Genomic DNA, 22828 nt, shown 5'->3' on the forward strand with positions numbered 1-22828 from the left:
TCAGCGAAGCGAGAGCACTTTTGACAGGATCTCCTTCGCATCCCCTATCGAACGGAGATCCTCATGTCATTTCCCGAGCGCTTGTCGCCTTATCAGCCCGCCGCCCTCGCCATTTTGCGAATCATAACTGCACTGCTGTTCATCGAGCACGGTACGCAAAAGGTCTTCGGCTTTCCGCCGGCGCCTTACGCAATCACGACGCTGTTCTTCGTGGCGGGAATTATTGAACTTGTCGGCGGCATCCTTGTCCTGCTTGGGCTTTTCACCCGACCGATCGCCTTCCTCCTGAGCGGTGAAATGGCGATAGCCTACTTCATGGTGCATATGCAGATCGACTTCTTCCCGGCCAACAATCAGGGAGACGGAGCCATCCTGTTCTGCTTCATCTTCCTGTTTCTGGTGTTCGCCGGTCCGGGAAGCTGGGCGCTGGGCAATCGCCAGCGCCAGTCGCAGCCTATCAGGCCGCAAGCTTGAGGCCGGCAATGCCGGCCACGATCAGGCCGATGCAGGCGAGGCGTACCAGCGTCGCGGGGTCGCCGAGCAGCCATATGCCCAGCAGCACAGTGCCGACCGTGCCTATGCCAGTCCACACGGCGTAGGCCGTGCCCATGGGCAGGGTTTTTACCGCAAGGCCAAGTAGCGCGATGCTGATGACCATGGAAATGACGGTGAGAATCGTCGGCGTCAGCCGCGTGAAGCCATCGGTATATTTCAGGCCGACTGCCCAGCCGATTTCAAACAGACCTGCAAGGAAAAGCAGGAACCAAGCCATTTTACGCTCCTTTGTTAAGAGCGAGGCCGTCCCCGCGGATTCTTACGGCCGGTCAATCGGGAGCGGCCGCCGCAGTCGTCTGCGCGTTTTCTATATGCCGCTATTACCGGAGTCTTTCAAGCGTTTGAGTGCATGGCTGCCATGCCACCCGTTTCACGCTAGCCGTTCGGCGTGCCATTTGAGGTGATCGTCCATGAAGCTGGAAATGAAGTAATAAGAGTGGTCGTAGCGCTCGTGCATGCGCAGCGTCAGGCTGATATCGGTGCCTTTAATGGCTTCCTCGAACAGCCAGGGGCGCAGTCCGCTTTCAAGGAAGCTGTCCGCCTTGCCCTGATCGATCAGGAATTCGGGGAAGCGGGCGCCGTCTTCGACAAGCGCACAGGCGTCGTAGCGGCGCCATGCAGCCTTGTCGCTGCCCAAATATTTCTCCAGCGCAGGGGCGGACCAATCGGCTGTCGACGGCTGTACGATGGGAGCAAAAGCGGAGCAGCTCTTGAAGCGGTCCGGGTTCTTCAACGCAATCGTCATGGCGCCATGGCCGCCCATAGAATGGCCGAAGATGCCTTGGCGGCTCATGTCGGCGCGGAATTGCCTGGCAATGAGAGCGGGCAGTTCCTCGGTGATGTAGCTGTACATCTGATAATTTTCGGCCCAGGGCGTCTCGGTGGCATCGAGATAGAAGCCGGCGCCTTTGCCCATCTGCCAATTGGTCAGCTCATCCGGCACGTCATTGCCGCGCGGGCTGGTGTCCGGGCAGACGATGATGAGGCCAAGCTCGGCGGCCATGCGGCGGTATTCGCCCTTTTCCATGACATTGGCGTGGGTGCAGGTGAGGCCGGAGAGATACCAGAGAACCGGTCGGGGCTCCTTGACCGCCTGCGGCGGTACGAAGACGGCGAAGGTCATCTCGCTTTTGCAGGCGTCGGACTGATGCGAGAAGACACCCTGCATGCCGCCGAAGGCGGTGTTCTGGGAAATGATATTCACGGCTGGCCTCCAGGCGTTTGATTGGTTTTTGAACGCCGGCAGAGCCGGTCGAAAGTTTCGAGAAAGGCGGAGCGGTCGCGCGGCGAGAAGGCGGCGTTATAGCCCTTGCTCTCACCGGTTTCGCGAAGATGTGCGCCGAGGTCTCGCATGGCCGTTGCCATGCCGATATTGGTCTTGTCGAAGATGCGGCCGGTCGGTCCTGTCACGAGCGCTCCGGTCGCAACGCAACGGCCGGCAAGCGGTACGTCTGCGGTGACGACGATATCGCCGTTGCCGGCATGCTCGGCGATCCAGTTGTCGGCGGCATCGAAGGCGTTGGAGACGATGACGTTGTGCACCATCGGGTCCCGCGACGGGCGCAATCCCGAATTGGCGACGAAGGTCACCTCGATGCCGTGGCGTTCGGCAACCTTCAGGATTTCCGGCTTGACCGGGCAGGCGTCGGCATCGACATAAATCATGATATCAAATCTTTTCAACTGTATGCGGCGCTTTTCTCATGCGCCGCATACATCTTGCCGAGTGGCTTTTACCGTCAATACAGCACGACGCTACGGATGCTTTCACCCGAATGCATGAGCTCGAAACCCTTGTTGATGTCGTCGAGCGGCATGGTGTGGGTGATCATCGGATCGATCTGGATCTTACCCTCCATGTACCAGTCGACGATCTTCGGGACATCGGTGCGGCCACGCGCGCCGCCGAAGGCCGTCCCCATCCACGAGCGGCCCGTCACCAGCTGGAACGGACGCGTCGAGATCTCCTGGCCGGCGCCGGCAACGCCGATGACCACCGACTTGCCCCAGCCGCGATGGCTGGCTTCCAGCGCCTGGCGCATCACCTTGGTGTTGCCGGTGCAGTCGAAGGTATAGTCGGCGCCGCCGATCTGGTCGGCCCCGCGCTTCGTCATGTTGACGAGATAAGGGACGATGTCGTCACCGACCTCCTTCGGATTGACGAAATGCGTCATGCCGAAGCGCTCGCCCCAGGCCTTCTTGTCATTGTTGAGATCGACGCCGATGATCATGTCGGCACCGGCAAGCCTCAAGCCCTGGATGACATTGAGGCCGATGCCGCCGAGACCGAAGACGATGGCGGTTGCGCCCATCTCCACCTTGGCAGTGTTGATGACCGCACCGATGCCTGTGGTCACGCCGCAGCCGATATAGCAAATCTTGTCGAAGGGAGCGTCGGGATTGACCTTGGCAACGGCAATCTCCGGCAGCACGGTATAATTGGCGAAGGTCGAGCAGCCCATATAGTGATGGATCTTGTCCTTGCCGATCGAGAAGCGCGAGGTGCCGTCCGGCATCAGACCCTGGCCCTGGGTCGAGCGGATCGCCGTGCACAGATTGGTCTTGCGGGAAAGGCACGATGGGCATTCGCGGCATTCGGGCGTGTAGAGCGGAATGACGTGATCGCCCTTCCTGACCGAGGTGACGCCAGGTCCGACATCGACGACGATGCCGGCGCCCTCATGGCCGAGGATGGCCGGAAACAGGCCTTCCGGATCGGCACCCGACAGCGTGAAATCATCGGTATGGCAGATGCCGGTCGCCTTGACTTCGATCAGCACTTCGCCGGCCTTCGGCCCCTCAAGCTGAACCGTCATCACCTCAAGCGGCTTACCAGCCGCAACCGCGACCGCTGCTCTTACGTCCATGATCTCGTCCCTTCCTGCAATGATTTGGTCCGCGCGACATTGGCATGGGCACACGGGGCGGCTCAAGCCAAAATCAGACACTTAGCGTCGCAATTATCATGTTTTAGCCGAGCAATCGCCACGCAGCTTTTTCAACATGGCTGCGATGGCGAAGCTTCTCGATCAGGTGAATTCCATGATCACGGCGTCGACGGCGAGGCTTTCGCCCGGCTTGGCGTTGATCTTGCCGATGACCAGATCGCGTTCGGCTCGCAGGACATTTTCCATCTTCATCGCTTCGACGATAGCCAGCGTTTCGCCTGCCTTGACTTCCTGTCCCTCGGCGACGGCAATAGCGACGACCAAGCCCGGCATGGGGCAGAGCAGGAGCTTCGACGTATCCGGCGGCAATTTGACGGGCATCAGCTTGTCGAGTTCAGCCTGACGCGGTGTAAACACCCTGGTCCGGACGGAAATACCCTGCCAGTCGATGCGCAGACCATTGAGCACGGTGCGGATCTGGGCTGTCAGCTTGCGGCCGCCGACGGTGCCGGCCCATACCGAATCGCCGGGACGCCAGTCGGTTGCGACGGTTACGGTTTGGGTGCCGATCTGCATGTCCATCTCGAAGGGAATGGTCGCCACGCCTTCAAGCAACGTCACAGGCAGATAGTCGGCACCAAGCTTGACAACCCAGCTCTCCCGCAGCGGCGCGGCGGCTGGACGCAAGCGGTCGGCATAGCGCTCGCGGCGGTTGGATTCGATCAGGCTGCAGGAAAGGGCGATTGCCGACAGCAAAGCGGTTTGGTCTTCGTCCGGCGTCACCGGCGCGAAGCCATCAGGGTATTCCTCGGCAATGAAGCCCGTGGAGAGGCGGCCTTCGCGCCAGCGCGGATGCTTCATTAGCGCGGAGAGGAATGGCATATTGTGCTCGATGCCGTCGACGACAAAACCATCCAGGGCTTCGCCCATCGCTTCGATCGCTTCCAATCTTGTCGGAGCCCAGGTGCAGAGCTTGGCGATCATCGGATCGTAATACATGGAGATTTCGGCGCCTTCGAAGACGCCGGTATCGTTGCGCACGACCGATGTCTCCGTCTTACCCTCGCGCGGCGGACGATAGCGCGTCAGACGGCCGATCGAGGGCAGGAAGTTGCGATAGGGATCTTCCGCATACAAGCGGCTTTCGATGGCCCAGCCGTTGAGCCCGATATCCGCCTGCTTGAACGGCAGTTTCTCGCCGGCGGCGACGCGGATCATCTGTTCGACAAGATCGATGCCGGTTACCAGCTCCGTGACCGGATGTTCGACCTGCAGGCGGGTGTTCATTTCGAGGAAATAGAAGTTCCGGTCGCGATCGACGATGAATTCGACCGTGCCGGCGCTTTGATAATCGACGGCCTTGGCGAGCGCCACGGACTGCTCGCCCATGGCCTTGCGCGTTGCCTCATCAAGGAACGGCGAGGGTGCCTCTTCGACGACCTTCTGGTTTCGGCGCTGGATCGAGCATTCGCGCTCGCCGAGATAGACCACATTTCCGTGAGCGTCGGCCAATACCTGGATTTCAATATGTCGGGGGTCGACGACGAATTTTTCTATAAAGACGCGGTCGTCGCCGAACGAGCTTTTCGCTTCCGAGCGGGCGCGTTCAAAGCCGTCGCGAACCTCGTCCTTGCTCCAGGCGATGCGCATGCCCTTGCCGCCCCCACCGGCGGACGCCTTGATCATGACAGGATAGCCGATCTCAGCGGCGATTCTTTCGGCATGATCGGCATCATCGATGATGCCGAGATGGCCCGGAACGGTGGAAACCTTGGCCGCATTGGCGAATTTCTTCGATTCGATCTTGTCGCCCATGGCTTCAATCGCCTTCGGCTTCGGGCCGATGAAGACGATGCCTTCCTTCTCCAGTGCCGCACAGAAGGAGGCGCGCTCTGAGAGGAAGCCGTAGCCTGGATGGACTGCTTCCGCGCCGGTCTGCGTGCAGGCAGCGATGATCTTGTCGGGGACAAGATAGCTTTCGGCAGCGGGAGCGGGGCCGATATGGACTGATTCATCCGCCATTTCGACATGAAGAGCATCCCGATCAGCATCGGAATAGACGGCGACCGTGAGAATGCCCATGCGGCGCGCAGTCTTGATCACGCGGCAGGCAATCTCGCCGCGATTGGCGATCAGGATTTTCTTGAACATGCAATCTCCGCCCAAATACCCTATTCAGTCAGTGTTTTAGCCACAAATTGCACTGCGGGTCCATGTGCAAGATATCTGCACTCACGCGGTTTTTTCCAATCTCGACTGAACGCGCTCCCGCCAGATGATGAAGAGGCCGGAGCTGACGATGATCGATATGCCGATCCACTTGGAAAGATTAGGAAAATCGCCGAAGATCGCGTAGCCGAGAACGGTGGCGGAAATGATCTCGAAATACTGGAATGGAGCAAGCAGCGAAAGCGGCGCCAGCCGGAAGGCTCTAACGACGAGCATATGGGCGTAGCCTGAAATCGAACCGAGAATCAGCAGAAGCACCAGTCCGAGCACCGAGGCGGGCAGGGACGGCTCGAAATCCGTAATGCCGGCTGACGAGCCGGCAAGCAGAGCCAAGGCCATGAATATGGTGCCGCCGAGACCCGCCATGATCTGCATCGTCAACGGCGAATCCGCCTCACCGACGGCACGGTTCATGAAGAGATAGAGCGCATAAAGGAAGGCGCATGCGACCGGCAGCAGCGCCTTCAGTCCGAAGATCGCGAAACTCGGCTGAATGACGATCATTGCGCCGCCGAAGCCGATAACGATTGCCAGCCATCGCCGCCAACCGACCCTATCGCCAAGGAACAAGGCGGAAAGTGCCGTCAGCATAAAGGGTTCGACGAAATAGATCGCGAAAACATCGGCAAGCGGCATGTATTTGACCGCGGCGAAAAAGAGTAGGCTCGCAGCGCCATGCAGTGCACCGCGTAAAAGGTTCATCCATGGGCGCTTCGCCGAAAAGGCTGACCGCCCGGCTGCGGTCGCAAGAAGCGGCAGCATGCACACAAGCTGAAAGAAGAAGCGATAGAATGTCACCTGGCCCGGCGACATGCCTTCAAAACTCGCCATGTACTTGGCGATCGCATCCATCGTCGGCAGCAGGATCATGGCGCTTGCCATGATCGTCATGCCTCTAAGCGGATTTTGCTGCGTGGAAACGGGGGAAGAGACGAGCATGCGTCAACTTCAAACATAGGACAAACATGCAATCAAGACGCGCTTGAAAGCAGGTAGCAAGATGCGGTGGCAACCATCCGCAAATGCCGTACTTTTCCAAATGGGACAGATCTCCCTGGCGAGATGACGCCCTTAGACCTATCTGGAGCTTTGGAACCGGCTAAAACATGACTGCGCGGCGAAAAATTGCCGGCGCGACCAGGAAAGGGATCGCACCGATGTTCAAACCAGAACAAGAGACGACCGTTTTTTCGGATGAAGGCGGCGATACGCTTGGCGGACGCCTGTCCATGGCTCGCGATGCCGCGGGAATCAGCCTCGAAACGCTGGCCGGACAGCTTGGCGTCAGCGAGGAGACGATGCTCGCGTGGGAATCCGATCGCGCCGAACCCAACCCCTCCGCGCTGGCCAAGATGTCAGCTCTTTTCGATGTTTCACCGGCATGGTTGATGACCGGATCGGGTGACGGACCCGGAGAGGACAGCGATGAGCGCGCCCTGGAAGCAGTCAAGAACGAGCTATCGCGGCTGCGCACCGCCTATCAGGAGGTCGGTCGGCTGATAGAGACGACAACAAAGCAGCTCGAACGTCTCGACCATCAGATCAGGCTGCGCAATCTGAGCAAGGATGTGGCGCATTGAGCGCGGCTTCCCTCGACGTGGCGCGGGCCTAAGTACTTTTAGCTTAATCGGGCAATCGTATCGTCGAGGGTGTCGATCGCGAGCTGCTCGCGGGCGATCATGTCGTCAAGATCGATGACTTCTCCGATCTGTTTCGCGTCAATGCCCTGCGTCTTCATCGCCAGCAGTTCGTTGCGATGGGCGATCTTCTCGCCTCTGATTTTGATAAGCTTCAAGCGAAAATCATCATTCATCTCCAATTCCTCCGTTTGGAATGAAGTGTCGCCATTTCCGGACTGTCATCGTTCCCCAGCTCGTCTCGTCTCCCTCAATCTCAGTCGTGCCCACGGCCGCGATAGGTCGTAGGAACGCCGGCTTTCTCATGGCATTGCGCTAAGGTTTCCAGCCATTCCGCCAACCCTTCCGGCACTTTGGTATTTCCAGCTTCCAGCGCCTCCACCCATGACAGGTCACATTGCAGAGCGCTCGCCAGATTGATGGGCGTCCAGCGTATATGCAAAAGGCATTCTGAAAAGCGCTCCGGTGTCATGCATCTTCCCCCTGTCTAAAGAGTTTCACGGTGCCAGAGAGGGGCGCGAAGTCAAGTGACCAGGGAAATACGACGGCTGTTCCGGCCCATCAGGGTAGGTGAACTACCTCTCGGCATGAATTTCGCGAATAACTTGTGTGGGAAACGGGGCAGCATCGCAATATTCCCGACGCTTTGATCGGTTCGCGTGTCGTCAGCGGGCGGACGATGGCGTGAAAGATAATGTGGTACTGAAGAAAGCGTTAGCTACGCATTGTTTTAAAAACAAAAAACCCGGCCAAAGCCGGGTTCTTGGTGCGGTCGAGAAGACTCGAACTTCCACGGGTTGCCCCACAGCGACCTCAACGCTGCGCGTCTACCAATTCCGCCACGACCGCATCGTGGTAGGCCGGATTGCTCCGGCGCGGCTGCATGTAGCAAAAGCATTCGGGGGGCACAAGAGCGATATGTCAGTTTTTTTAAATTCCTTCACAGCTCCTCCGATCTGACATGTGCGAATGCTGCCGAAACGCCTTACATGTTTGAATTCCCGCCCGAATGGCGCCATATGTGGACAACCCGTCGGCGCGCAGGATTTCCACACATGCGGCCTGCGGCGCGCAAAGGACTGCCATATGCTTCGCACCGAACTTTCTCACCAGATGTTTCCCGTTCAAGGTACGCCGCCCGTCCGCTGGCGGATCAGCGACGGTCTCGTGCCTTATGAGGAGGCGGTTGCCACCATGGAGGCGGAGGTAGCCGCGATTGCCGAAGGGCAGGCGCCTGAACTCGTCTGGCTGGTCGAACATCCTCCGCTCTATACGGCGGGCACCAGCGCCGATGCCGCCGATCTGATCGAACCGGATCGATTCCCGGTCTTTGCGACAGGACGCGGGGGCGAATATACCTATCACGGGCCAGGTCAGCGCGTCGCCTATGTCATGCTGGACCTCAAGTGTCGGCGGCAGGATATCCGTGCCTTCGTCGGCGCGCTCGAGGAGGTCATCATTCGCACGCTTGATTCGATGAATGTGCGTGGCGAGCGGCGAGAGGATCGAGTTGGCGTTTGGGTCAGGCGCCCGGAGAAGCCCACTCTGGCTGACGGCACCGTGGCTGAGGACAAGATTGCGGCGCTCGGCATCCGCGTGCGCAAATGGGTAACGTTTCACGGCCTTTCGCTGAACGTCGACCCCGATCTCGGGCATTTCACCGGCATCATTCCTTGCGGAATTTCGGCCTATGGCGTTACCAGCCTCGTCGATCTCGGCTTGCCGGTCATGATGGCGGATGTCGACATTCGCCTGCGTGAGGCGTTCGAAAAGGTCTTCGGCGAAACCGTCAATGACGCGCGAAGGTGATCGGCGATCGTCCGAAGACGATGCCGGATGTTGCGATGAATTTTAGTGCTAAGCAGGACGGGTCAAACGACCTGTCCGATTTGATGGCGAAAACTGCTATAGCTCGCAGGAGCGCTCTTCGGCGTCCTCTACCATCGGTACTTCCGACTCATTCGGAATGAACCGTTTCGATCTTTCCAAAAGATCGATCCTGTCTTCTGCCTTGAGAAGATCATGCAGTTTCTGATCGCTTAGGATATTGTCGCCAGTATCATGCGAGGTCATGCGGGTAACTCCTTGACCTCTGCAGGCGAGAGTAATCATCTCTCTCAGCCGCTAGCGCCTACGGGTTCGGTAGCCAACGGTGATATAAGCCTATACTCATTTGAATGCTGTGGCGAGTCTTTTGGCGCGTTGTCTCTCGATGGCCTTATCTGCCAGAAAAACGTCTGAAAGAAAAATGCCCTGGAAGGGAGAGCATCCAGAGCATAGAGAGGGGAACTGCATGACGTGAAGTAGGGCGAGGTGCCCACACTTCAAGACCGAAGCTCACGATAGGTTGTATTTGGTCTGGGATCACCCTTGCCCAAGCGTATCGCTGGTCGCGAATGACGGAAGTAAAATTGCAATGTGAATTGGCACCATCGATTCTTCCATCTCCGGCTGAACTCAACACAGCGATGAACCGCCATCCAGGATTGCTGCTTCAGTCAAGTCACTCTTTTCGATAGCTATTTTTGTACAGTTTGCGTTCATGTTCGTCCGCATATGGTGTCTTCCGTCGCCCCCAGATCGCGTGTCGATTGACAATCGATGGGGACGATACGATTAATAGTTTCGACATTCGTCATAGAGCGGAGGAAATGCCAATGACAAGTCGTGCCATTCTGTTGATGTCTTTTGCGTCTCTCACAGTTGTAGGCTCGATGGGCCTCGCTTCTTCGGCTTCTGCGCTAACCATGAAAGAGTGCAGCGCCAAATATCAGGCTGCCAAAACTGCTGGTACCTTGAACGGCCAGAAGTGGAATGACTTCCGCACAACGCAGTGCAGCGCGGACGCCAGCGCCACCACGACCACCGCTCCCGCAACCACTGCACCAGCAGCTACGACGCCTGCCAAGTCAGCGAAGACCACTGCGGCAGCCAAGGTCGACGCCAACGAGCCCGACGCTACCAAGCCGCCGGCAGCAGAACCGGCAAAGCCGACCACGGCTGCCCCGGCCGGCGTAACCTTCCCCGCAAAGGTCGACCCGAAATATGCTACCGAGACGCCCGGCAAGGGCCGCTTCCACACCTGCGTCGACGCCTATAACGCCGCCAAGGCCAGCAATTCGCTCGGCGGCCTGAAGTGGATCCAGAAGGGCGGCGGCTATTACAGCCTCTGCAATACCAAGCTCAAGGGCTGATTGCGGATCCAACCTCTTGCAGAACGGGCGCCTTTGGGCGCCCGTTTCTGTTTGCTTATATCAATCCCGCATCTTCTCCCATTTTTTCACCAATCGGTCGCGCTTGAGCTTGGAAAGCCGCTGCAGCCAGAAAATGCCGTCAAGCTGGTCAATCTCGTGCTGGATGCAGATGGCCAGAAAGTCATACGCCTCGGCTTCATGGGTTTCGCCGGCGATATCCAGATAGCGAAAGCGGATCGATTTCGGTCTGACGATCTCCTCCGTCGCTCCGGGCATGGAAACGCTACCCTCCGTATGCCGTGTGGTCTCTGCCGACGACCACAGAATTTCCGGATTGATATAGATGCGCACGCCATCCTCGCGGCTGAGTTCGATCACGACGACCCGCTTGAGAACGCCGATATGCGGGCCGGTGATGCCGACGCCAGGCGCGGCCCGCATGGTGTCCAACAGATCATCGACAAGCATCCGCAGATTGTCGTCGAAGGCCGTGACGGCCGTGGAGGGGCTTCGCAATAGCGGATCGGGGAAGCGGATGATGGGGCGGACAGACACGGCACTCTCTAGCGGAACTGGAGGACATGGGTAGGAGGCCTGCCAGGATAAAGGGAAGATGATAGCAATGCCACCGCCTTGGTGGCCGCGCTTCCCATCGCATTGATTCGTGCATTCGAATCGCTGAGGCGTCTGCTGCCTCTATGACCGTTCCCATCGCATTTACGGGAAATTTCGCCCTCTCAGGCCCTGTTGGCCTATGATTTAGCGCTGCACTGGCGGGTTGAGAACTGACTGCAACCCGTCAAAATTGACTATTACGTAAAAGTCAATATTATGATGGTCAGCAGATTAGGGGCGGATTCTTGGTCGACGGATACTATAGCATAACGGAGCTCACTCGGGAATTCGGGGTTTCGACCCGGACGTTGAGGTTCTATGAGGACGAGGGCCTCATTCATCCTGAGCGCAGGGGCCGAACGCGCCTATTTCGCCCGGCCGACCGGCGTCTGATCATGGAAATTCTGCGCGGCCGCCGCATCGGCTTCACCATTGCCGAAATTCGCGAGATCATACAGGTCTACAAGGAGCCTCCAGGCGAGATCGGGCAGCTGAAGCTGCTGATGAAACGCGTCGACGAAAAGCGCGACGAGCTGCGTCAGAAGCGCAAGGATATCGACGATACGCTGAGCGAACTCGACAATGTCGAGGAAGCCTGCCTCGGACGCCTGGCCGAAATCGGCGTTGGGACCTGATCCGCTATTAAGCGCTCAGCTTTTCAAAACCAGCGGCGCGTCCGTTTGCAATAAAACTCGAATTCGCAGCCGAATCGCGAGAGGAGATGCATCTCCTCGCAGCGGATGACGAGCAACGTCGTCAAGGCGGCCGCCGCTGCCGCCATGGCCAGGAACCAGAGATTGCCGATCAGTAGGCCGAGGCCTGCGGTCAGCAGGGTATAGCCGAGATAGGTTGGGTTGCGGGTGAAGCGAAAGGGGCCTGACGTCACCAAATGCGCTGTGCAGCGCTGCGTCAGAACGGTTGTGCGGCGTTCCAGCAATGTCTTGACGGCCCAGACATTCAATGTAACCGCGATGGCGGTCAGGAGCGCGCCAACCACCCATGCAACCAGCGCCCAGATGAAGGGCAAAGGCAAGGGATAACATCGCTGCAGGGACAGCCCCGCTATGACGGCGAGGCTATAGAGCAGCGGCGGCCACGGAAAACTCAGCGACTTCGAACGATAGGCATTCATAGAATAACCCTGTCATTGCGCTTCATCCGTGCATTGTATCGCGATTCGGCTTACGCGTTCATCGCTATCTGCTTTGATCGCCCCTGATTCCAGCGATTTGAAGAGGTTCTGAGCCTGCAACTTGTCGAGCGTGCATTGGCAGAAGCTGCGGCACATGGCTTCGCTGCCCGATCGCGTGCATGAAGCCACGCATTGCCTGATATAGCCGACCGTCGGGTCCTGCGGTGGAGCGGGAGCGACAAGGGACAACAGATAGACGAGGCCGAAAAGAACCGGCTGGTGAACCAGATAGAAGATCAGGCTGTGACGGCCTGCACGCGCGACGAGATTGCGGCCAGCACCGAATTTCGCAAGCTGTTTCGTCCATCCAAGAGAGAGTGCCAATTGCGCAATGCCGAGGCCGAACAGAAATGGTGTCAGCCACGGGAAGAGCGGTACATAGTCATTCGAGCGCTGAATATTTTCCGAAAGCCCTACCCACCATAGCCACGGCGTGTCGAAGAACGTTGAATGCAGCGACAGAGGCGCGATGACGTTGTCGATCACGATGCCGACGGTGAGCAATGCCGCGACCAAAAGCGTCAAGAATGCGGGCAGGCGCAGGAACAGGAGGCCGATAAGGCTCGCCGCCGCAATGCTGTGGAGGATGCCGAAGAAGATCCATTCGTCTTGCATACCAATGAAGGTGACGAGTGAGATTGCGGCAGCTGCAGCGACAATCATGCCCAGCCGTCGCCAGTAGGACCGCCAGCGAATTTCCGGCGTATTGGCAAGCACGAGACTGAAGCCAGCCAGGAACAGGAAGGTACTGGCAATGGCGCGGGCATAGAGCTTCAGCCAGCCGGTTTCCGCCGTACCAGAATCAAGATAGCCGAAGAATTCGAAATCCCAGGTGCCATGATAGCTCGCCATGGCGAGCAGGGCAGCACCGCGTGCCGTATCCAGAATGCCGATGCGAGGCGTCTTTTGCGCAACGTCGGCGCTCGCGGCGATGGCGGCCATTACGGAAGTCCTTCCAGGCATGAATTCAAGTCTTTGCAGCGGCATGGGCCGACGCGGCCTTGTCATGGCATATCGCTATCCATGATGGCCAGACGGGCGTCGGAAAAAAACTGACGGCGGATCAGCACCACGATGATGAAAATCGTCGTCGCCGTGAAGACATAGGGGCTCAGGAACCAGCCGAGATAACCGATGGACAGGAAGATTGCCCTGAGGCCGGCATTGAAATTGCGCGCGGCAATTATGTTCATGCGCACTACGCGCTCGGCGGCTCTCTCCGCAGCCAGCGGATCAAGGATGGCATCTTCGCGCATCGGCAGTGAGCCGAAGAGAATGGTGCAATAGTTGAACAGGCGGTATGCCCAGCCGAACTTGAAAAAGGCATAGCCGAAGAGGCAGGCAAGTCCGGCCACCTTGATTTCGAAGGCCGTGCGACCACCGTTGAGAATGAAGGGCATGTCCGAGAAGAAGGCGTTGATCTTGTCGGTGGCGCCGAGAAGCGCAAAACAGCTGCCGATGGCGAAGATTGATGTGGAGGCAAAGAAGCCGGTGCCGTTCTGCAGGCCGGAGAGGATCTGCGTGTCGATCATCTTCAGATCGCGGCGCAGCGAGTTGTATATCCATTCGCGGCGACGCTCGTTCATCGCCAGCGTCAGGCTGGTGCGATTGAAGAAGCTGGCGCTGCTGGTGATCCAGTTCAGCGCGACCCAGAGAAAGATGAAAAGGGCGAGGGCGACATAGTCGGCAGTCGTCATTAAGGCAGGTTCTCCAGATCAATCCCATGTGGACTGTAGCTCAGCGCGAGCCGCGCGCAATGGCCTTCCGTTTGCTTCTCGAATGCCTATATGTAATGTCGCTGCCATGAAATCCGATGTCGGCCAATCGCCGTGCAAGCTTGCCGCGATAGCGTAGCCTTGCCGGAAATCGATTTGCCTGGAGGCACCAAAGGTCCATGTTTCTCTCAGTTTTTGATGTGTTCAAGATCGGTGTGGGACCGTCCAGCTCGCACACGATGGGGCCAATGTCGGCCGCGAATCGCTTCCTGGACCTCTTGCTGTCGAACGAGTGGCCGCGGCCGTCTTCGAATGTACATGTCGAATCGATCAGGGTCAGCCTGCATGGTTCGCTGGCGCATACGGGTATTGGCCACGGCACGGGCAGGGCTGTCATCCTCGGCCTGATGGGCGAAAAGCCTGACAGCGTCGATCCCGATCATATGGATGCCATTATCGACGAAGTGGAGCGCAGCGGACGCATCACGCCGCCAGGTCATCCGACCTATCAATTCCAGCCCAAGACCGATCTGATCTTCGACAAGAAGGTGCCGCTGCCTGGCCATGCCAACGGCATGAGTTTTTCTGCTTTCGACCGGGATGACCGCCTACTCCTGAAGCGCATCTATTATTCCGTCGGCGGTGGATTCGTTGTCACCGATACCGAATTGGAGCAGATGAAGGCCGATCGGAAGAAGCCCGCTGCGGCGGGCGAACGCGTTCCTTTCCCCTTTGCCACCGCCAAGCAGATGCTCGAAATGTCTGAGCGCTCCGGCCTTTCCATCGCACAGATGAAGCGTGCCAATGAAGAAACGCGTATGAGCGCCGAGGAGCTGGATGCTGGCCTTGACCGCATCTGGGCGGCCATGAGCAGCTGTATCGATCGTGGCCTCAAGGTCGACGGCATCATGCCGGGTGGCCTGAAGGTCCGCCGGCGTGCGCGCGCCATTCACGACAAGCTGCAGCAGGAGTGGCGCAGCAACCGCATCAATCCGCTGCTCGCCAATGACTGGCTGAGTGTTTACGCCATGGCCGTCAATGAAGAGAATGCTGCCGGCGGCCGCGTTGTCACCGCGCCGACCAATGGTGCGGCCGGCGTCATTCCTGCTACGATCCGCTATTATCAGCATTTTCACGAGGATTGGGATCAGGACGGCATTCGCAACTATCTTCTGACGGCTGCCGCCGTCGGTGGCATCATCAAGCATAATGCCTCGATTTCCGGCGCCGAAGTCGGCTGTCAGGGCGAAGTCGGTTCGGCGGCTGCGATGGCGGCGGCCGGGCTTGCCGCCGTGATGGGTGCGACGCCGGAACAGATCGAAAATGCCGCAGAAATCGCGCTGGAACACCATCTTGGCATGACCTGCGATCCGGTCGCCGGACTGGTACAGGTGCCGTGCATCGAACGAAACGCTCTTGGCGCGGTCAAGGCAGTCACTGCTGCCTCGCTCGCCATCAAGGGCGACGGCCAGCATTTCGTGCCGCTCGACGCCTGCATCGAAACCATGCGTCAGACCGGTCACGACATGAGCGAGAAATATAAGGAAACGTCCACCGGCGGTCTGGCGGTCAACGTCGTGGAATGCTGAGTGTGGACGCCTGATCTAAAAGCTTGACGCTGCCGGTCAAAAGGACTTCAACGGCACTATGGCTTTGCATCTCATCAAATTGTGCGTCGGCGCGGATTCGCTTGATGATCTGCGCGAATGGGTTTCCGAGCGGGCAATGAACGCCATTGCTGCTGGGCTCGAGCCGCATACAACCCACACGACGCGCATGGTGCCGAAACGGGTGGACGAACTGCTGGACGGCGGTTCGCTTTATTGGGTGATCAAGGGGCAGGTGCAGGCGCGGCAAAAATTGCTTGGTATCGAGACCTTCACCGATGCTGATGGTATTCAGCGTTGCCGGCTTATTCTCGACCCGCGTGTTGTCGAGACAACAGGGCAGCCGAAGCGTCCATTTCAGGGCTGGCGGTATCTGCCGCAGGACGACGTGCCGCGCGATCTCGATAGTCTCGGCGCGGCAGCCGAATTGCCCGCAGATCTGCGCCGGGAACTTTCCGAACTTGGTTTGCTTTAGCGCAGTCGCATCATGATCGGCGTGCGGCCGGTCGGGGCGGTGATGTGCAGATGAATATGCGCTTCCGGCTGTGAGTAGCGCCAGGCGCGTGCGCCATGGCAAAGCAGGATGCCGATCAGGTCTTTCGTCTTGTTGCGCGAGCGCGAACGGCTGAGACCGAGGTCCGCCAGTCGCATCGCCGCTTCATGCAGCGGATGAAGAGCAAAGCTCTTCTGTTTCATCTTGCCCCCGCTATCGAGCGAGAAACCGGGAAAGTTCTCGTTCATTGCCATTTCAAAACCCCGTACACGTTACAAACTCAGGGCCGGCCCGCTTGACGTTCGGAACCGGAAGATCAGAGCCATAGAAGGCCCAACCAATTTTCAAATCATGCGGCGCGAAAACACCCGCCACATGCTTATTCCATACTCGCCCAGCACTTGACACCGGCACGCTTGAGCGCCTTGCAGGCATTCACTGCTTCGCTCTGATCTTCAAAGCCGCCGAAGCGGGCGCGGTAACCGCCGTCAAAGGCGACCGCATAGGGCTTGGCCGAACGCAATGCCTTGCCGGCTTTGTTCTTTGCCGTATCTAGGAGATCGGTCGCGCCATCCTTACTGGAGGAAACGCCAATCTGAACGATCCAGCCGGTAGGCCCGCGTTCAGCTTTGGTTGTCTTTGCAACCTTCTCGGTCTTTTCGGTGCGCTGCAGCTTTACCAGCTTCGTATCACTTCTGGAGGTCGATGCCGTCGTTACGGTATCGATTTCATCCTCATCAGCATCGTCCGAAGATCCGGTGGAGGCTGTTTCGTCATAGGCGGGCCGCTTCACGGGCTCGGGCTTTGCCGAAAGCAGTGGATTGGAGGAGGAAGATTGTGGCGTTACCGCTGCGAAAGCTGCCGCGCTGGAAGGACTGGAATCGGCGACTTCGGTCGCCCCGTTGTTCTTGATCTTTGCGCGGCTGATATCCGCCATGCGTGCGCTGGCTGCCTGCACGTTGGGGGATGCGGCTGGCACCTGCGCGATCACATTGGAATCAATATGCTTTGTCGATGCTTTTGGCAGATAGTCAGCTATCAGCTTGCGCATCTGATTGTCGCGAGCCGGCGTCGAAGCGCCGCCAAGGACCACACCGACTATGGAACGACCGTCGACTTTGACAGAGGTCGCCAGGTTATAGCCGGCGGCACGCGTGTAACCGGTCTTAATGCCGTCAACACCGCGCACGGAGCCGATAAGGCGATTGTGGCCAAGGATCGTGCGATTGCCGAGCCGGAAGCTCGTTTCTGAGAAGAAGCCGTAATATTCCGGAAAATGTTCGCGCAAAGCGATACCGAGGCGAGCCTGATCACGAGCCGTCGTCATCTGCGCTGTGTTCGGTAGGCCGTTTGGGTTACGATAGGTCGTGCGCGTCATGCCAAGCGCTCGCGCCTTATCGTTCATCATCCGGGCAAAACCTTCCTCCGAACCGCCGAGCATCTCGCCAAGCGCCATTGCGGCGTCGTTGGCGGACTTCGTGACGATGCCGAGGATCGCCTCGCGCACGGTCACGGAGCGACCGGGGCCGATACCGAGCTTGGTCGGCGCCTGAGCGGCGGCATTCTTTGAAAATACGACGGGAGTATCCAGGGTGATGCGTCCGGCCTCAAGCGCTTCGAAGGTCAGGTAGACCGTCATCATCTTGGTCAGCGAGGCAGGATAGTGGAGCGTATCGGCATTTTCGCTATAGAGAACATTGCCTGTATTGGCGTCGATGACGATACCGGCATATTTCGGACCGGCCGCGCTTGCGTCAACGACAGTCACAGTGATCGTCGCTGTCGCGATCGAAAAACCAAGAAGCGCTCTCGCCAGAATTTTACCGGTTTGAGACGACGAAACGGGTAGAATGGATCTGGACACTAAATCACTCTCTGCTTGCATTTACATTCTCGATTATCCGGCCGCCGCCTCCATGAACGGCCGATCCGCTCGACAGTAGAGGCTTAGCGTTACCAATCGGTTTATGATGAACAGTTGGTTTCAGGTTTTTGCGCCATTTTAGCGGCCATCAACAGCCATTGCCGCGGGCGCGGCGTCATCCACAAGGCGCGTCTTGACGAAGTCCTGGACGGCGGCATCCATCGTGCGCCAATCCCCGAGCTGATTGCTGGAAAAGCGGTAGAGAACACTCAGATCCTTGCCAACCTTGACATCCCTCTGGCAATCACCGCTCGTTGCCAAGGCTGGCGAAGAGGGCAGGAGGCAGCGTACGACATAGTCGGTTTCACCGGATCGCGAAGCGGTTAAAAGGATTTCGCCATTGTAGCCGGCATCGGCGCGAAGCCGATGTGCCGTCAGGCCAAAGGGGCCGGCATAGGAAGCACCGTCCATCAATTGCGAATAGATCGGACCAAGCCGGCCGGACATATCACGAGACATCGTGCTCTGACTGATCTGGAGAAAGATCAGCGAGGACGCTTGCGAGATATCGTCGAAGCGCAACCGGTCGGCTTCACTATAGCCCTGCATCTGCGGCCAGGTCAGATAGAGATCGACGCGCTCGGCCGGGCCATTGAGGCGCTCGCTCGGAAAGCGGATGGTGTTCGCGGCGAGGCGTATCGTGTCATCGCCGATCGTGATGGAGATAGGTTTGGTATCGGTCGTATGACCCGCGAGCGAAATTTTCTCGCCGAGCCAGTTTCCACCGACGGATATGGCTACAGTCAGCGCAGCCAGGACGGCAACACCTGCCATGAGCCGATAGACAAAGCCGCTCGATATTAGCGGGCTTTCTTCGACCATTGCGGCGGATGACAGAGGAGCCATGTTCTTGCCTTCATCTCCCTGCGCCCGCCATCTTCGATGACGAGTACCGAGGGCGTCCTACTTTCGAGTCTCATTGAAGATATGATTGGCGCGGTGATGGTTAATTGACGGTTAAATATAGGTCGCAACCCGTGCTAACGGGAAAGTTAATTCGCCGGAATCTTTAGTGCTTATCTCTCGAGCCGCCGCGAAATGAAAAGAGCCGTTCCCGGGGACAGCGGGAACGGCTCGGAAGCACCGGCCTGGACAGAAATCAGGGGACGAGACCGGGCCTCTGACTTTACCGCCGACGCTAGGCCGCCGGCGATCTGGTATGAAGGGGGCTTATTTCAAGCTGCCGACCGCAACAGCGCGACCGTCTTGGATCTTGACCCAGCGAGCCGGATGATCTGCGGACTGGCGCTTCAGGAAGGTGTATTCGGTCTCCGACCAGAGCTTCACCTTGTTGCGCATATTATCGAGAATGAAGTCGCCACGATCCGTGCGGACGGTCAGAACGGCATGGCCTTCGCCGTTCGGCTGCAGCACGACGGTCATGAGCAGATCGGAAGGCGAGACGCCGGCATCGATGAGTTGCTTGCGCTTCAACAGCGCGAAATCCTCGCAGTCGCCGGCGGTGGTCGGGATCGCCCACTTCTCCTCAACACCGTAGAGTTCCATATCCGTCATCGGCTTGATGGTCGTATTGACCGTATAGTTGACCTTCAGGATCGTCTTCCAGCTATCCTCATTGAGGATCATCGGCCCTGCATCGCCACCGGAATAAGCGCATTCACGCGGGTTTTCCTTGCAGAATTCGTAATGACCGATCGGGGGAGCAGCGTCGCCTGTTATCGTCATGTTGGCGGGTGCTGCCTGAGCAGCACCGAACAAGCCAAGAGTTGAAAGCGCCAGAGCGGCAAGGCCGCGAAGTGCGATTTGAAAGTTCATGTCCCTGTCCCTGTTTTATTGGGATCAGAATGACACGCGTGATTTTATCTGACGCAAAATTGCACAGTCAAATTAATGGCTTAGTTAAATCAAATCTGGCGAAAATTCTCATAAAATACGCAGAAAACTTGATTCAAGTTCGCGGCAAATTCGATTAAAATTTGAGGGATTTCGGTATGGATTGCAGCAATGCAAGAGTCTGACATCCGCTGTCTCCAAGCGGCTTTCGGCAATGGGGATCGTTAACGCCCGCGTGCCGATTAAGGCAGTAGACGTGTGTATTGATACAGAGCTCGCGTGGCGACAGGTCGGATTTGGTGTTGGAAATGGCTGCAAGAGCCTGAACTTGTCCCATTTTGGGAAAACCGGCTCAAAAAATATTTTTGATTTTTATTGCCGAGTGTGCCGGCGAAGCCCATCGGTCGCGCGGGTGATTGCAGTCGCCATCTCCGAGACCGCCGGCGAGTGTGCCGCGTTCGCGACGACCACCAGTTCCGCCTCTGGCCATGCCTGTGACAATTCCCAGGCGGTGACGAGCGGTGCTTCGAGGTCCATACGACCATGGATCATCGTGCAGGGGATACCGGCGAGCCGATGGATGTCGCGCAGGATCTGCCGCTCCTCGAGCCAAGCCAGATGGTGGAAGTAGTGGGTGATGATCCGGGCGCGCGCCGTCAGATAACGTGGATCGGACCATCGCGGCGACAGGGCCGCGCGGGAATCGACCAGGATCGACGCTGCCTCCCATTCATGCCAATCCCTGGCCGCTTTCAGGTGGATCGCTGGATCGGGATTGCGCAAGAGGCGATAATAGGCGGCGACTAGGTCACCATCGCGATCAGTCTTAGGTACAGCGGCCCGAAAGCGTGCCCATTCCACAGGAAAGAAACGGCCGAGACCTTGATAGAGCCAATCGATTTCCGATCGTCTCGTCATGGTGACACCGACGAGGAGCAAGCTTTCCACCCGCTGCGGATGGGTTTCGGCATAGGCAAGCGCAAGCGTGCAGCCCCAGGAATTGCCGAATATGATCCAGCGTTCGATTCCGAGGCGCAACCGCAATCGCTCGATATCGGCAATCGTGTGCCATGTCGTATTTGCCGAGAGATCGATCAGCGGTTCCGACGCATGCGGAAGACTGCCGCCGCAGCCGCGCTGATCGAATTGAATGATCCGATAATATTGCGGGTCGAAATAGCGCCGCGTTCCAGCCGAACTACCTGATCCAGGGCCCCCGTGCAGGATGAGGACGGGTGTACCCTCGGGATTGCCCGATTGCACCCAGTAAATCCGCTGGCCGTCGCCGACCTCAAGCAGGCCCTCGTCAAAAGGAATTATGTCCGGGTAGGGCATGTCGCGGTCACGCATTGAGGAGAAGACAGAGATCGCTATTTCGCGACGCTGCGTGACGGGAAGATGACGGTATCAGAGAAATTCGCGCAAGGTTTCGCGAGACTGTAGCGAAAGGAATTCGATCGCAACGCCCTCTATGAAATGACGCACGACGCGGCCGCGCATATTGCCGAGACGCACAGGCGTTCCGATGGCGGGGCGTATTTCGACGTCGACCGCTGCGCCGGAGAGCGAGAGGTCCATGATGCGGCAGACATATTGCGTACCGTCGTCAAGCGTGAGTTCGCTGCGGGTATTGCGCGGCGTCAAACGATCGTGGCGGCGATCTTCCGGCAGACCGAGTTCGTGCTTATTGGCAAGCCAGGTCAGTTGCGCCGCAAGCTTTTCACGCTTACGCTCGGTTGCATTGATCGACATGGTGAAACCGCGGCCGTCGACCGCAACGACATAGCCCTCGACTCGGCCGAGGTGGTCGATGTAGGCCACGACCCGCTCATCGGCGCGCGGCCGTCCCAAACAGGTCACATGAAGGTCACCCGGCGACATTTCCGTGACAACGCATTCGAATTCCTCATAATTTGCCAGCATCAGACGACCCTGCATATTGATCGGGACCCGCTGAAAGGTCCGCTGATCATTACGAGCAGCATTGCCTGTCATTTGATTGGGCCGCGTCGCCTGGGCTGGCTGAAACGAGTGCATGGAGGCGTCTTGAATCCTATTGCGTCTCATCCAACTAATAGCCGCAACTCCTTAAAGTAAGGTTGTCTTTTCAGAGGCATAAATAAGAGACGATCACCTATCTTGTTCCGCACTGGGTCAGTTCTAACCCTGTCGCGCCTCATTTTTTGCTTGAATCAATTTTCGGCGGACCCATTCACCAAGGCTCGTGCTTCCCCGATGCGGCAGAAGATTTGCGGGGTCTGGATGGGGAGGTGCATCCACGAGCCGCACGCGGCGCTCGCGAAGCAGCCGGCTGCGATCCAGTGCCAGAAATTCAAGGCGTTCGTTGCCGAGCCAAGGCGCATAAACGGTTGGCGTCAGACAACCAAGCAGTCTGTCGCAAGTGTCGCTCGATGTGCGAACCGGCAGCAATATCATCTCGAAGGTCATGCTGCGGCCGCTGATACAGTAGCCCGTCGCGTGAACCAACGCGGGAACCACGTGTTTCATCACGCCGGCGGCTATGCGTACCGGGTCATCCTGCTGACTGCCAGCCCAGAGCGCTGCGAAATTCTCGCCGCGGAGTTCGCGCCCCATGAGGTTGCAGATCGCCGTACCGGCCAGGCGGAAGCGGGGATTATCGTCCACCGTATTTTCCAGGATAAACAGCTCGGGAAGAATGTGGCCGATTGCCGATGGCTGTATCAAGTTGCGCAGGGGAGCGTCCGCGTTGCCGCGTATACGCTCCCAATAGGTAAATATATCGATGCTCGTCTTATGGCGCATAATGCGTCCGTGTCCCATTTCACTTCAACTACAAGGGCATTCATCGCCCTCGAAACTGATGTTGCGAATTCCATGCCAGAACCGGCCCGTTAGGGTTAACAAAGGGTTTCGGTTGCCTTGTCGAGCGGTCGATGTAAATCTTTGTTCATCACTTCACCAAGTGACCTTCAGCACGAATTTCCCGGGCGCCGGACGAACCAT

At 58.1% G+C, this 22828-nt stretch carries 27 protein-coding genes and 1 tRNA gene; 7 read left to right on the plus strand and 21 right to left on the minus strand.

The annotated features are described in order from the left end of the window. The first annotated feature begins 63 nt into the window (after positions 1-63). Positions 64-474, plus strand: a complete 411-nt coding sequence (locus FHT73_RS04405) for a DoxX family protein (RefSeq protein ID WP_112413746.1) — start codon at positions 64-66, stop codon at positions 472-474. On the opposite strand, the gene sugE is transcribed toward FHT73_RS04405, so the two are convergent. The 6 genes from sugE to FHT73_RS04435 form a co-directional block, all read right to left on the minus strand. Next, the gene (gene sugE / locus FHT73_RS04410) at positions 458-772 is read right to left on the minus strand and encodes a quaternary ammonium compound efflux SMR transporter SugE (protein ID WP_112334785.1); all 315 of its coding nucleotides are present in this window, start codon (positions 770-772) and stop codon (positions 458-460) included. The genes FHT73_RS04405 and sugE overlap by 17 nt on opposite strands. Before the next feature lie 153 nt (positions 773-925). Then, complete coding sequence (gene fghA / locus FHT73_RS04415; RefSeq protein WP_112420489.1) at positions 926-1759, minus strand: S-formylglutathione hydrolase; 834 nt, start codon at positions 1757-1759, stop codon at positions 926-928. Next, positions 1756-2220, minus strand: a complete 465-nt coding sequence (locus FHT73_RS04420; protein ID WP_183710036.1) for a YaiI/YqxD family protein — start codon at positions 2218-2220, stop codon at positions 1756-1758. Before FHT73_RS04420 ends, fghA begins: the two co-directional genes overlap by 4 nt. 74 nt (positions 2221-2294) lie before the next feature. Continuing rightward, complete coding sequence (locus FHT73_RS04425; RefSeq protein WP_183710038.1) at positions 2295-3422, minus strand: S-(hydroxymethyl)glutathione dehydrogenase/class III alcohol dehydrogenase; 1128 nt, start codon at positions 3420-3422, stop codon at positions 2295-2297. A 162-nt stretch (positions 3423-3584) separates the two neighbouring features. Continuing rightward, complete coding sequence (locus tag FHT73_RS04430; RefSeq protein ID WP_183710040.1) at positions 3585-5594, minus strand: acetyl/propionyl/methylcrotonyl-CoA carboxylase subunit alpha; 2010 nt, start codon at positions 5592-5594, stop codon at positions 3585-3587. 81 nt (positions 5595-5675) lie between these two features. After that, positions 5676-6611 carry a DMT family transporter gene (locus FHT73_RS04435; protein WP_246712031.1) on the minus strand — a complete coding sequence of 312 codons (936 nt, stop codon included), beginning with the start codon at positions 6609-6611 and terminating at the stop codon, positions 5676-5678. Between the two features lie 218 nt (positions 6612-6829). Between FHT73_RS04435 and FHT73_RS04440 the strand changes: the two genes are divergently transcribed. Beyond that, a complete protein-coding gene (locus FHT73_RS04440) occupies positions 6830-7252 on the plus strand; it encodes a helix-turn-helix transcriptional regulator (RefSeq protein WP_112339000.1) in 423 nt (140 codons plus the stop codon). A gap of 38 nt (positions 7253-7290) precedes the next feature. Here FHT73_RS04440 and FHT73_RS04445 read toward each other — a convergent pair whose 3' ends face one another. From FHT73_RS04445 to FHT73_RS04455, 3 genes are all read right to left on the minus strand, one after another. Beyond that, on the minus strand, positions 7291-7485 hold the full coding sequence (locus FHT73_RS04445) for a hypothetical protein (protein ID WP_112338999.1): 195 nt from the start codon (positions 7483-7485) through the stop codon (positions 7291-7293). Between the two features lie 80 nt (positions 7486-7565). Further along, positions 7566-7781: a hypothetical protein gene (locus FHT73_RS04450; RefSeq protein WP_183710042.1), complete on the minus strand. Its 216-nt coding sequence runs from the start codon at positions 7779-7781 to the stop codon at positions 7566-7568. 292 nt (positions 7782-8073) lie between these two features. Next, positions 8074-8158: transfer RNA gene (locus FHT73_RS04455), tRNA-Leu, on the minus strand. A gap of 237 nt (positions 8159-8395) precedes the next feature. Between FHT73_RS04455 and lipB the strand changes: the two genes are divergently transcribed. Then, entirely contained in the window at positions 8396-9118 is a 723-nt protein-coding gene (gene lipB / locus FHT73_RS04460; RefSeq protein ID WP_183710044.1) for a lipoyl(octanoyl) transferase LipB, read from the plus strand. 96 nt (positions 9119-9214) lie between these two features. Here the strand turns inward: lipB and FHT73_RS04465 are convergent, their stop codons facing one another. Further along, positions 9215-9382 carry a hypothetical protein gene (locus FHT73_RS04465; RefSeq protein WP_162700929.1) on the minus strand — a complete coding sequence of 56 codons (168 nt, stop codon included), beginning with the start codon at positions 9380-9382 and terminating at the stop codon, positions 9215-9217. 584 nt (positions 9383-9966) lie between these two features. Here FHT73_RS04465 and FHT73_RS04470 point away from each other — a divergent pair. Beyond that, positions 9967-10503: a hypothetical protein gene (locus tag FHT73_RS04470; RefSeq protein ID WP_183710046.1), complete on the plus strand. Its 537-nt coding sequence runs from the start codon at positions 9967-9969 to the stop codon at positions 10501-10503. Positions 10504-10563: 60 nt separating this feature from the next. Here the strand turns inward: FHT73_RS04470 and FHT73_RS04475 are convergent, their stop codons facing one another. After that, on the minus strand, positions 10564-11058 hold the full coding sequence (locus tag FHT73_RS04475) for a peptide deformylase (protein ID WP_112338996.1): 495 nt from the start codon (positions 11056-11058) through the stop codon (positions 10564-10566). A gap of 305 nt (positions 11059-11363) precedes the next feature. Between FHT73_RS04475 and FHT73_RS04480 the strand changes: the two genes are divergently transcribed. Then, the gene (locus FHT73_RS04480; protein ID WP_069612249.1) at positions 11364-11753 is read left to right on the plus strand and encodes a MerR family DNA-binding transcriptional regulator; all 390 of its coding nucleotides are present in this window, start codon (positions 11364-11366) and stop codon (positions 11751-11753) included. A 23-nt stretch (positions 11754-11776) separates the two neighbouring features. On the opposite strand, the gene FHT73_RS04485 is transcribed toward FHT73_RS04480, so the two are convergent. From FHT73_RS04485 to FHT73_RS04495, 3 genes are all read right to left on the minus strand, one after another. Next, positions 11777-12250 (minus strand): isoprenylcysteine carboxylmethyltransferase family protein, encoded by a 474-nt coding sequence (locus FHT73_RS04485; protein WP_183710048.1) that lies wholly within the window; start codon positions 12248-12250, stop codon positions 11777-11779. A gap of 12 nt (positions 12251-12262) precedes the next feature. Next, complete coding sequence (locus FHT73_RS04490; protein ID WP_183710049.1) at positions 12263-13252, minus strand: DUF1624 domain-containing protein; 990 nt, start codon at positions 13250-13252, stop codon at positions 12263-12265. Positions 13253-13314: 62 nt separating this feature from the next. Further along, on the minus strand, positions 13315-14007 hold the full coding sequence (locus tag FHT73_RS04495) for a DUF599 family protein (RefSeq protein WP_183710050.1): 693 nt from the start codon (positions 14005-14007) through the stop codon (positions 13315-13317). A 197-nt stretch (positions 14008-14204) separates the two neighbouring features. Here FHT73_RS04495 and FHT73_RS04500 point away from each other — a divergent pair, with 197 nt between their 5' ends. Next, positions 14205-15614, plus strand: a complete 1410-nt coding sequence (locus FHT73_RS04500) for an L-serine ammonia-lyase (protein ID WP_183710051.1) — start codon at positions 14205-14207, stop codon at positions 15612-15614. A gap of 58 nt (positions 15615-15672) precedes the next feature. After that, positions 15673-16107, plus strand: a complete 435-nt coding sequence (locus FHT73_RS04505; protein WP_183710052.1) for a DUF1489 family protein — start codon at positions 15673-15675, stop codon at positions 16105-16107. Here the strand turns inward: FHT73_RS04505 and FHT73_RS04510 are convergent. The 7 genes from FHT73_RS04510 to FHT73_RS04540 all read right to left on the minus strand — a co-directional run bounded on the left by FHT73_RS04510 (position 16104) and on the right by FHT73_RS04540 (position 22627). Then, the gene (locus FHT73_RS04510; RefSeq protein ID WP_112338990.1) at positions 16104-16379 is read right to left on the minus strand and encodes a hypothetical protein; all 276 of its coding nucleotides are present in this window, start codon (positions 16377-16379) and stop codon (positions 16104-16106) included. The two genes, FHT73_RS04505 and FHT73_RS04510, sit on opposite strands and share 4 nt — an antisense overlap. A 125-nt stretch (positions 16380-16504) precedes the next feature. Further along, positions 16505-18010: a D-alanyl-D-alanine carboxypeptidase gene (locus FHT73_RS04515; protein ID WP_183710053.1), complete on the minus strand. Its 1506-nt coding sequence runs from the start codon at positions 18008-18010 to the stop codon at positions 16505-16507. A gap of 117 nt (positions 18011-18127) precedes the next feature. Further along, entirely contained in the window at positions 18128-18895 is a 768-nt protein-coding gene (locus FHT73_RS04520) for a hypothetical protein (RefSeq protein WP_246712032.1), read from the minus strand. Positions 18896-19219: 324 nt separating this feature from the next. Next, positions 19220-19825: a transglutaminase-like cysteine peptidase gene (locus FHT73_RS04525; protein ID WP_112338987.1), complete on the minus strand. Its 606-nt coding sequence runs from the start codon at positions 19823-19825 to the stop codon at positions 19220-19222. Between the two features lie 390 nt (positions 19826-20215). Continuing rightward, on the minus strand, positions 20216-21178 hold the full coding sequence (gene pip / locus FHT73_RS04530) for a prolyl aminopeptidase (RefSeq protein ID WP_183710054.1): 963 nt from the start codon (positions 21176-21178) through the stop codon (positions 20216-20218). 72 nt (positions 21179-21250) lie between these two features. Beyond that, the gene (locus FHT73_RS04535) at positions 21251-21880 is read right to left on the minus strand and encodes a PilZ domain-containing protein (protein ID WP_112411795.1); all 630 of its coding nucleotides are present in this window, start codon (positions 21878-21880) and stop codon (positions 21251-21253) included. A gap of 123 nt (positions 21881-22003) precedes the next feature. Further along, a complete protein-coding gene (locus FHT73_RS04540; RefSeq protein ID WP_246712033.1) occupies positions 22004-22627 on the minus strand; it encodes a PAS domain-containing protein in 624 nt (207 codons plus the stop codon). Between the last annotated feature and the right edge of the window lie 201 nt (positions 22628-22828).

The sequence above is a fragment of the Rhizobium sp. BK098 genome (genome assembly GCF_014193155.1).
Lineage (GTDB): Bacteria > Pseudomonadota > Alphaproteobacteria > Rhizobiales > Rhizobiaceae > Rhizobium.

Excerpts from the sequence above, each read along its gene's own strand:
- FHT73_RS04405 (WP_112413746.1), top strand. The coding sequence starts at position 64 with ATGTCATTTCCCGAGCGCTTGTCGCCTTATCAGCCCGCCGCCCTCGCC.
- sugE (WP_112334785.1), bottom strand. The coding sequence starts at position 772 with ATGGCTTGGTTCCTGCTTTTCCTTGCAGGTCTGTTTGAAATCGGCTGG.
- FHT73_RS04420 (WP_183710036.1), bottom strand. The coding sequence starts at position 2,220 with ATGATTTATGTCGATGCCGACGCCTGCCCGGTCAAGCCGGAAATCCTG.
- FHT73_RS04425 (WP_183710038.1), bottom strand. The coding sequence starts at position 3,422 with ATGGACGTAAGAGCAGCGGTCGCGGTTGCGGCTGGTAAGCCGCTTGAG.
- FHT73_RS04430 (WP_183710040.1), bottom strand. The coding sequence starts at position 5,594 with ATGTTCAAGAAAATCCTGATCGCCAATCGCGGCGAGATTGCCTGCCGC.
- FHT73_RS04435 (WP_246712031.1), bottom strand. The coding sequence starts at position 6,611 with ATGCTCGTCTCTTCCCCCGTTTCCACGCAGCAAAATCCGCTTAGAGGC.
- FHT73_RS04440 (WP_112339000.1), top strand. The coding sequence starts at position 6,830 with ATGTTCAAACCAGAACAAGAGACGACCGTTTTTTCGGATGAAGGCGGC.
- FHT73_RS04445 (WP_112338999.1), bottom strand. The coding sequence starts at position 7,485 with ATGAATGATGATTTTCGCTTGAAGCTTATCAAAATCAGAGGCGAGAAG.
- FHT73_RS04450 (WP_183710042.1), bottom strand. The coding sequence starts at position 7,781 with ATGACACCGGAGCGCTTTTCAGAATGCCTTTTGCATATACGCTGGACG.
- lipB (WP_183710044.1), top strand. The coding sequence starts at position 8,396 with ATGCTTCGCACCGAACTTTCTCACCAGATGTTTCCCGTTCAAGGTACG.
- FHT73_RS04465 (WP_162700929.1), bottom strand. The coding sequence starts at position 9,382 with ATGACCTCGCATGATACTGGCGACAATATCCTAAGCGATCAGAAACTG.
- FHT73_RS04470 (WP_183710046.1), top strand. The coding sequence starts at position 9,967 with ATGACAAGTCGTGCCATTCTGTTGATGTCTTTTGCGTCTCTCACAGTT.
- FHT73_RS04485 (WP_183710048.1), bottom strand. The coding sequence starts at position 12,250 with ATGAATGCCTATCGTTCGAAGTCGCTGAGTTTTCCGTGGCCGCCGCTG.
- FHT73_RS04490 (WP_183710049.1), bottom strand. The coding sequence starts at position 13,252 with ATGGCCGCCATCGCCGCGAGCGCCGACGTTGCGCAAAAGACGCCTCGC.
- FHT73_RS04495 (WP_183710050.1), bottom strand. The coding sequence starts at position 14,007 with ATGACGACTGCCGACTATGTCGCCCTCGCCCTTTTCATCTTTCTCTGG.
- FHT73_RS04500 (WP_183710051.1), top strand. The coding sequence starts at position 14,205 with ATGTTTCTCTCAGTTTTTGATGTGTTCAAGATCGGTGTGGGACCGTCC.
- FHT73_RS04505 (WP_183710052.1), top strand. The coding sequence starts at position 15,673 with ATGGCTTTGCATCTCATCAAATTGTGCGTCGGCGCGGATTCGCTTGAT.
- FHT73_RS04510 (WP_112338990.1), bottom strand. The coding sequence starts at position 16,379 with ATGGCAATGAACGAGAACTTTCCCGGTTTCTCGCTCGATAGCGGGGGC.
- FHT73_RS04515 (WP_183710053.1), bottom strand. The coding sequence starts at position 18,010 with ATGCAAGCAGAGAGTGATTTAGTGTCCAGATCCATTCTACCCGTTTCG.
- FHT73_RS04520 (WP_246712032.1), bottom strand. The coding sequence starts at position 18,895 with ATGGCTCCTCTGTCATCCGCCGCAATGGTCGAAGAAAGCCCGCTAATA.
- FHT73_RS04525 (WP_112338987.1), bottom strand. The coding sequence starts at position 19,825 with ATGAACTTTCAAATCGCACTTCGCGGCCTTGCCGCTCTGGCGCTTTCA.
- pip (WP_183710054.1), bottom strand. The coding sequence starts at position 21,178 with ATGCCCTACCCGGACATAATTCCTTTTGACGAGGGCCTGCTTGAGGTC.
- FHT73_RS04535 (WP_112411795.1), bottom strand. The coding sequence starts at position 21,880 with ATGCACTCGTTTCAGCCAGCCCAGGCGACGCGGCCCAATCAAATGACA.
- FHT73_RS04540 (WP_246712033.1), bottom strand. The coding sequence starts at position 22,627 with ATGCGCCATAAGACGAGCATCGATATATTTACCTATTGGGAGCGTATA.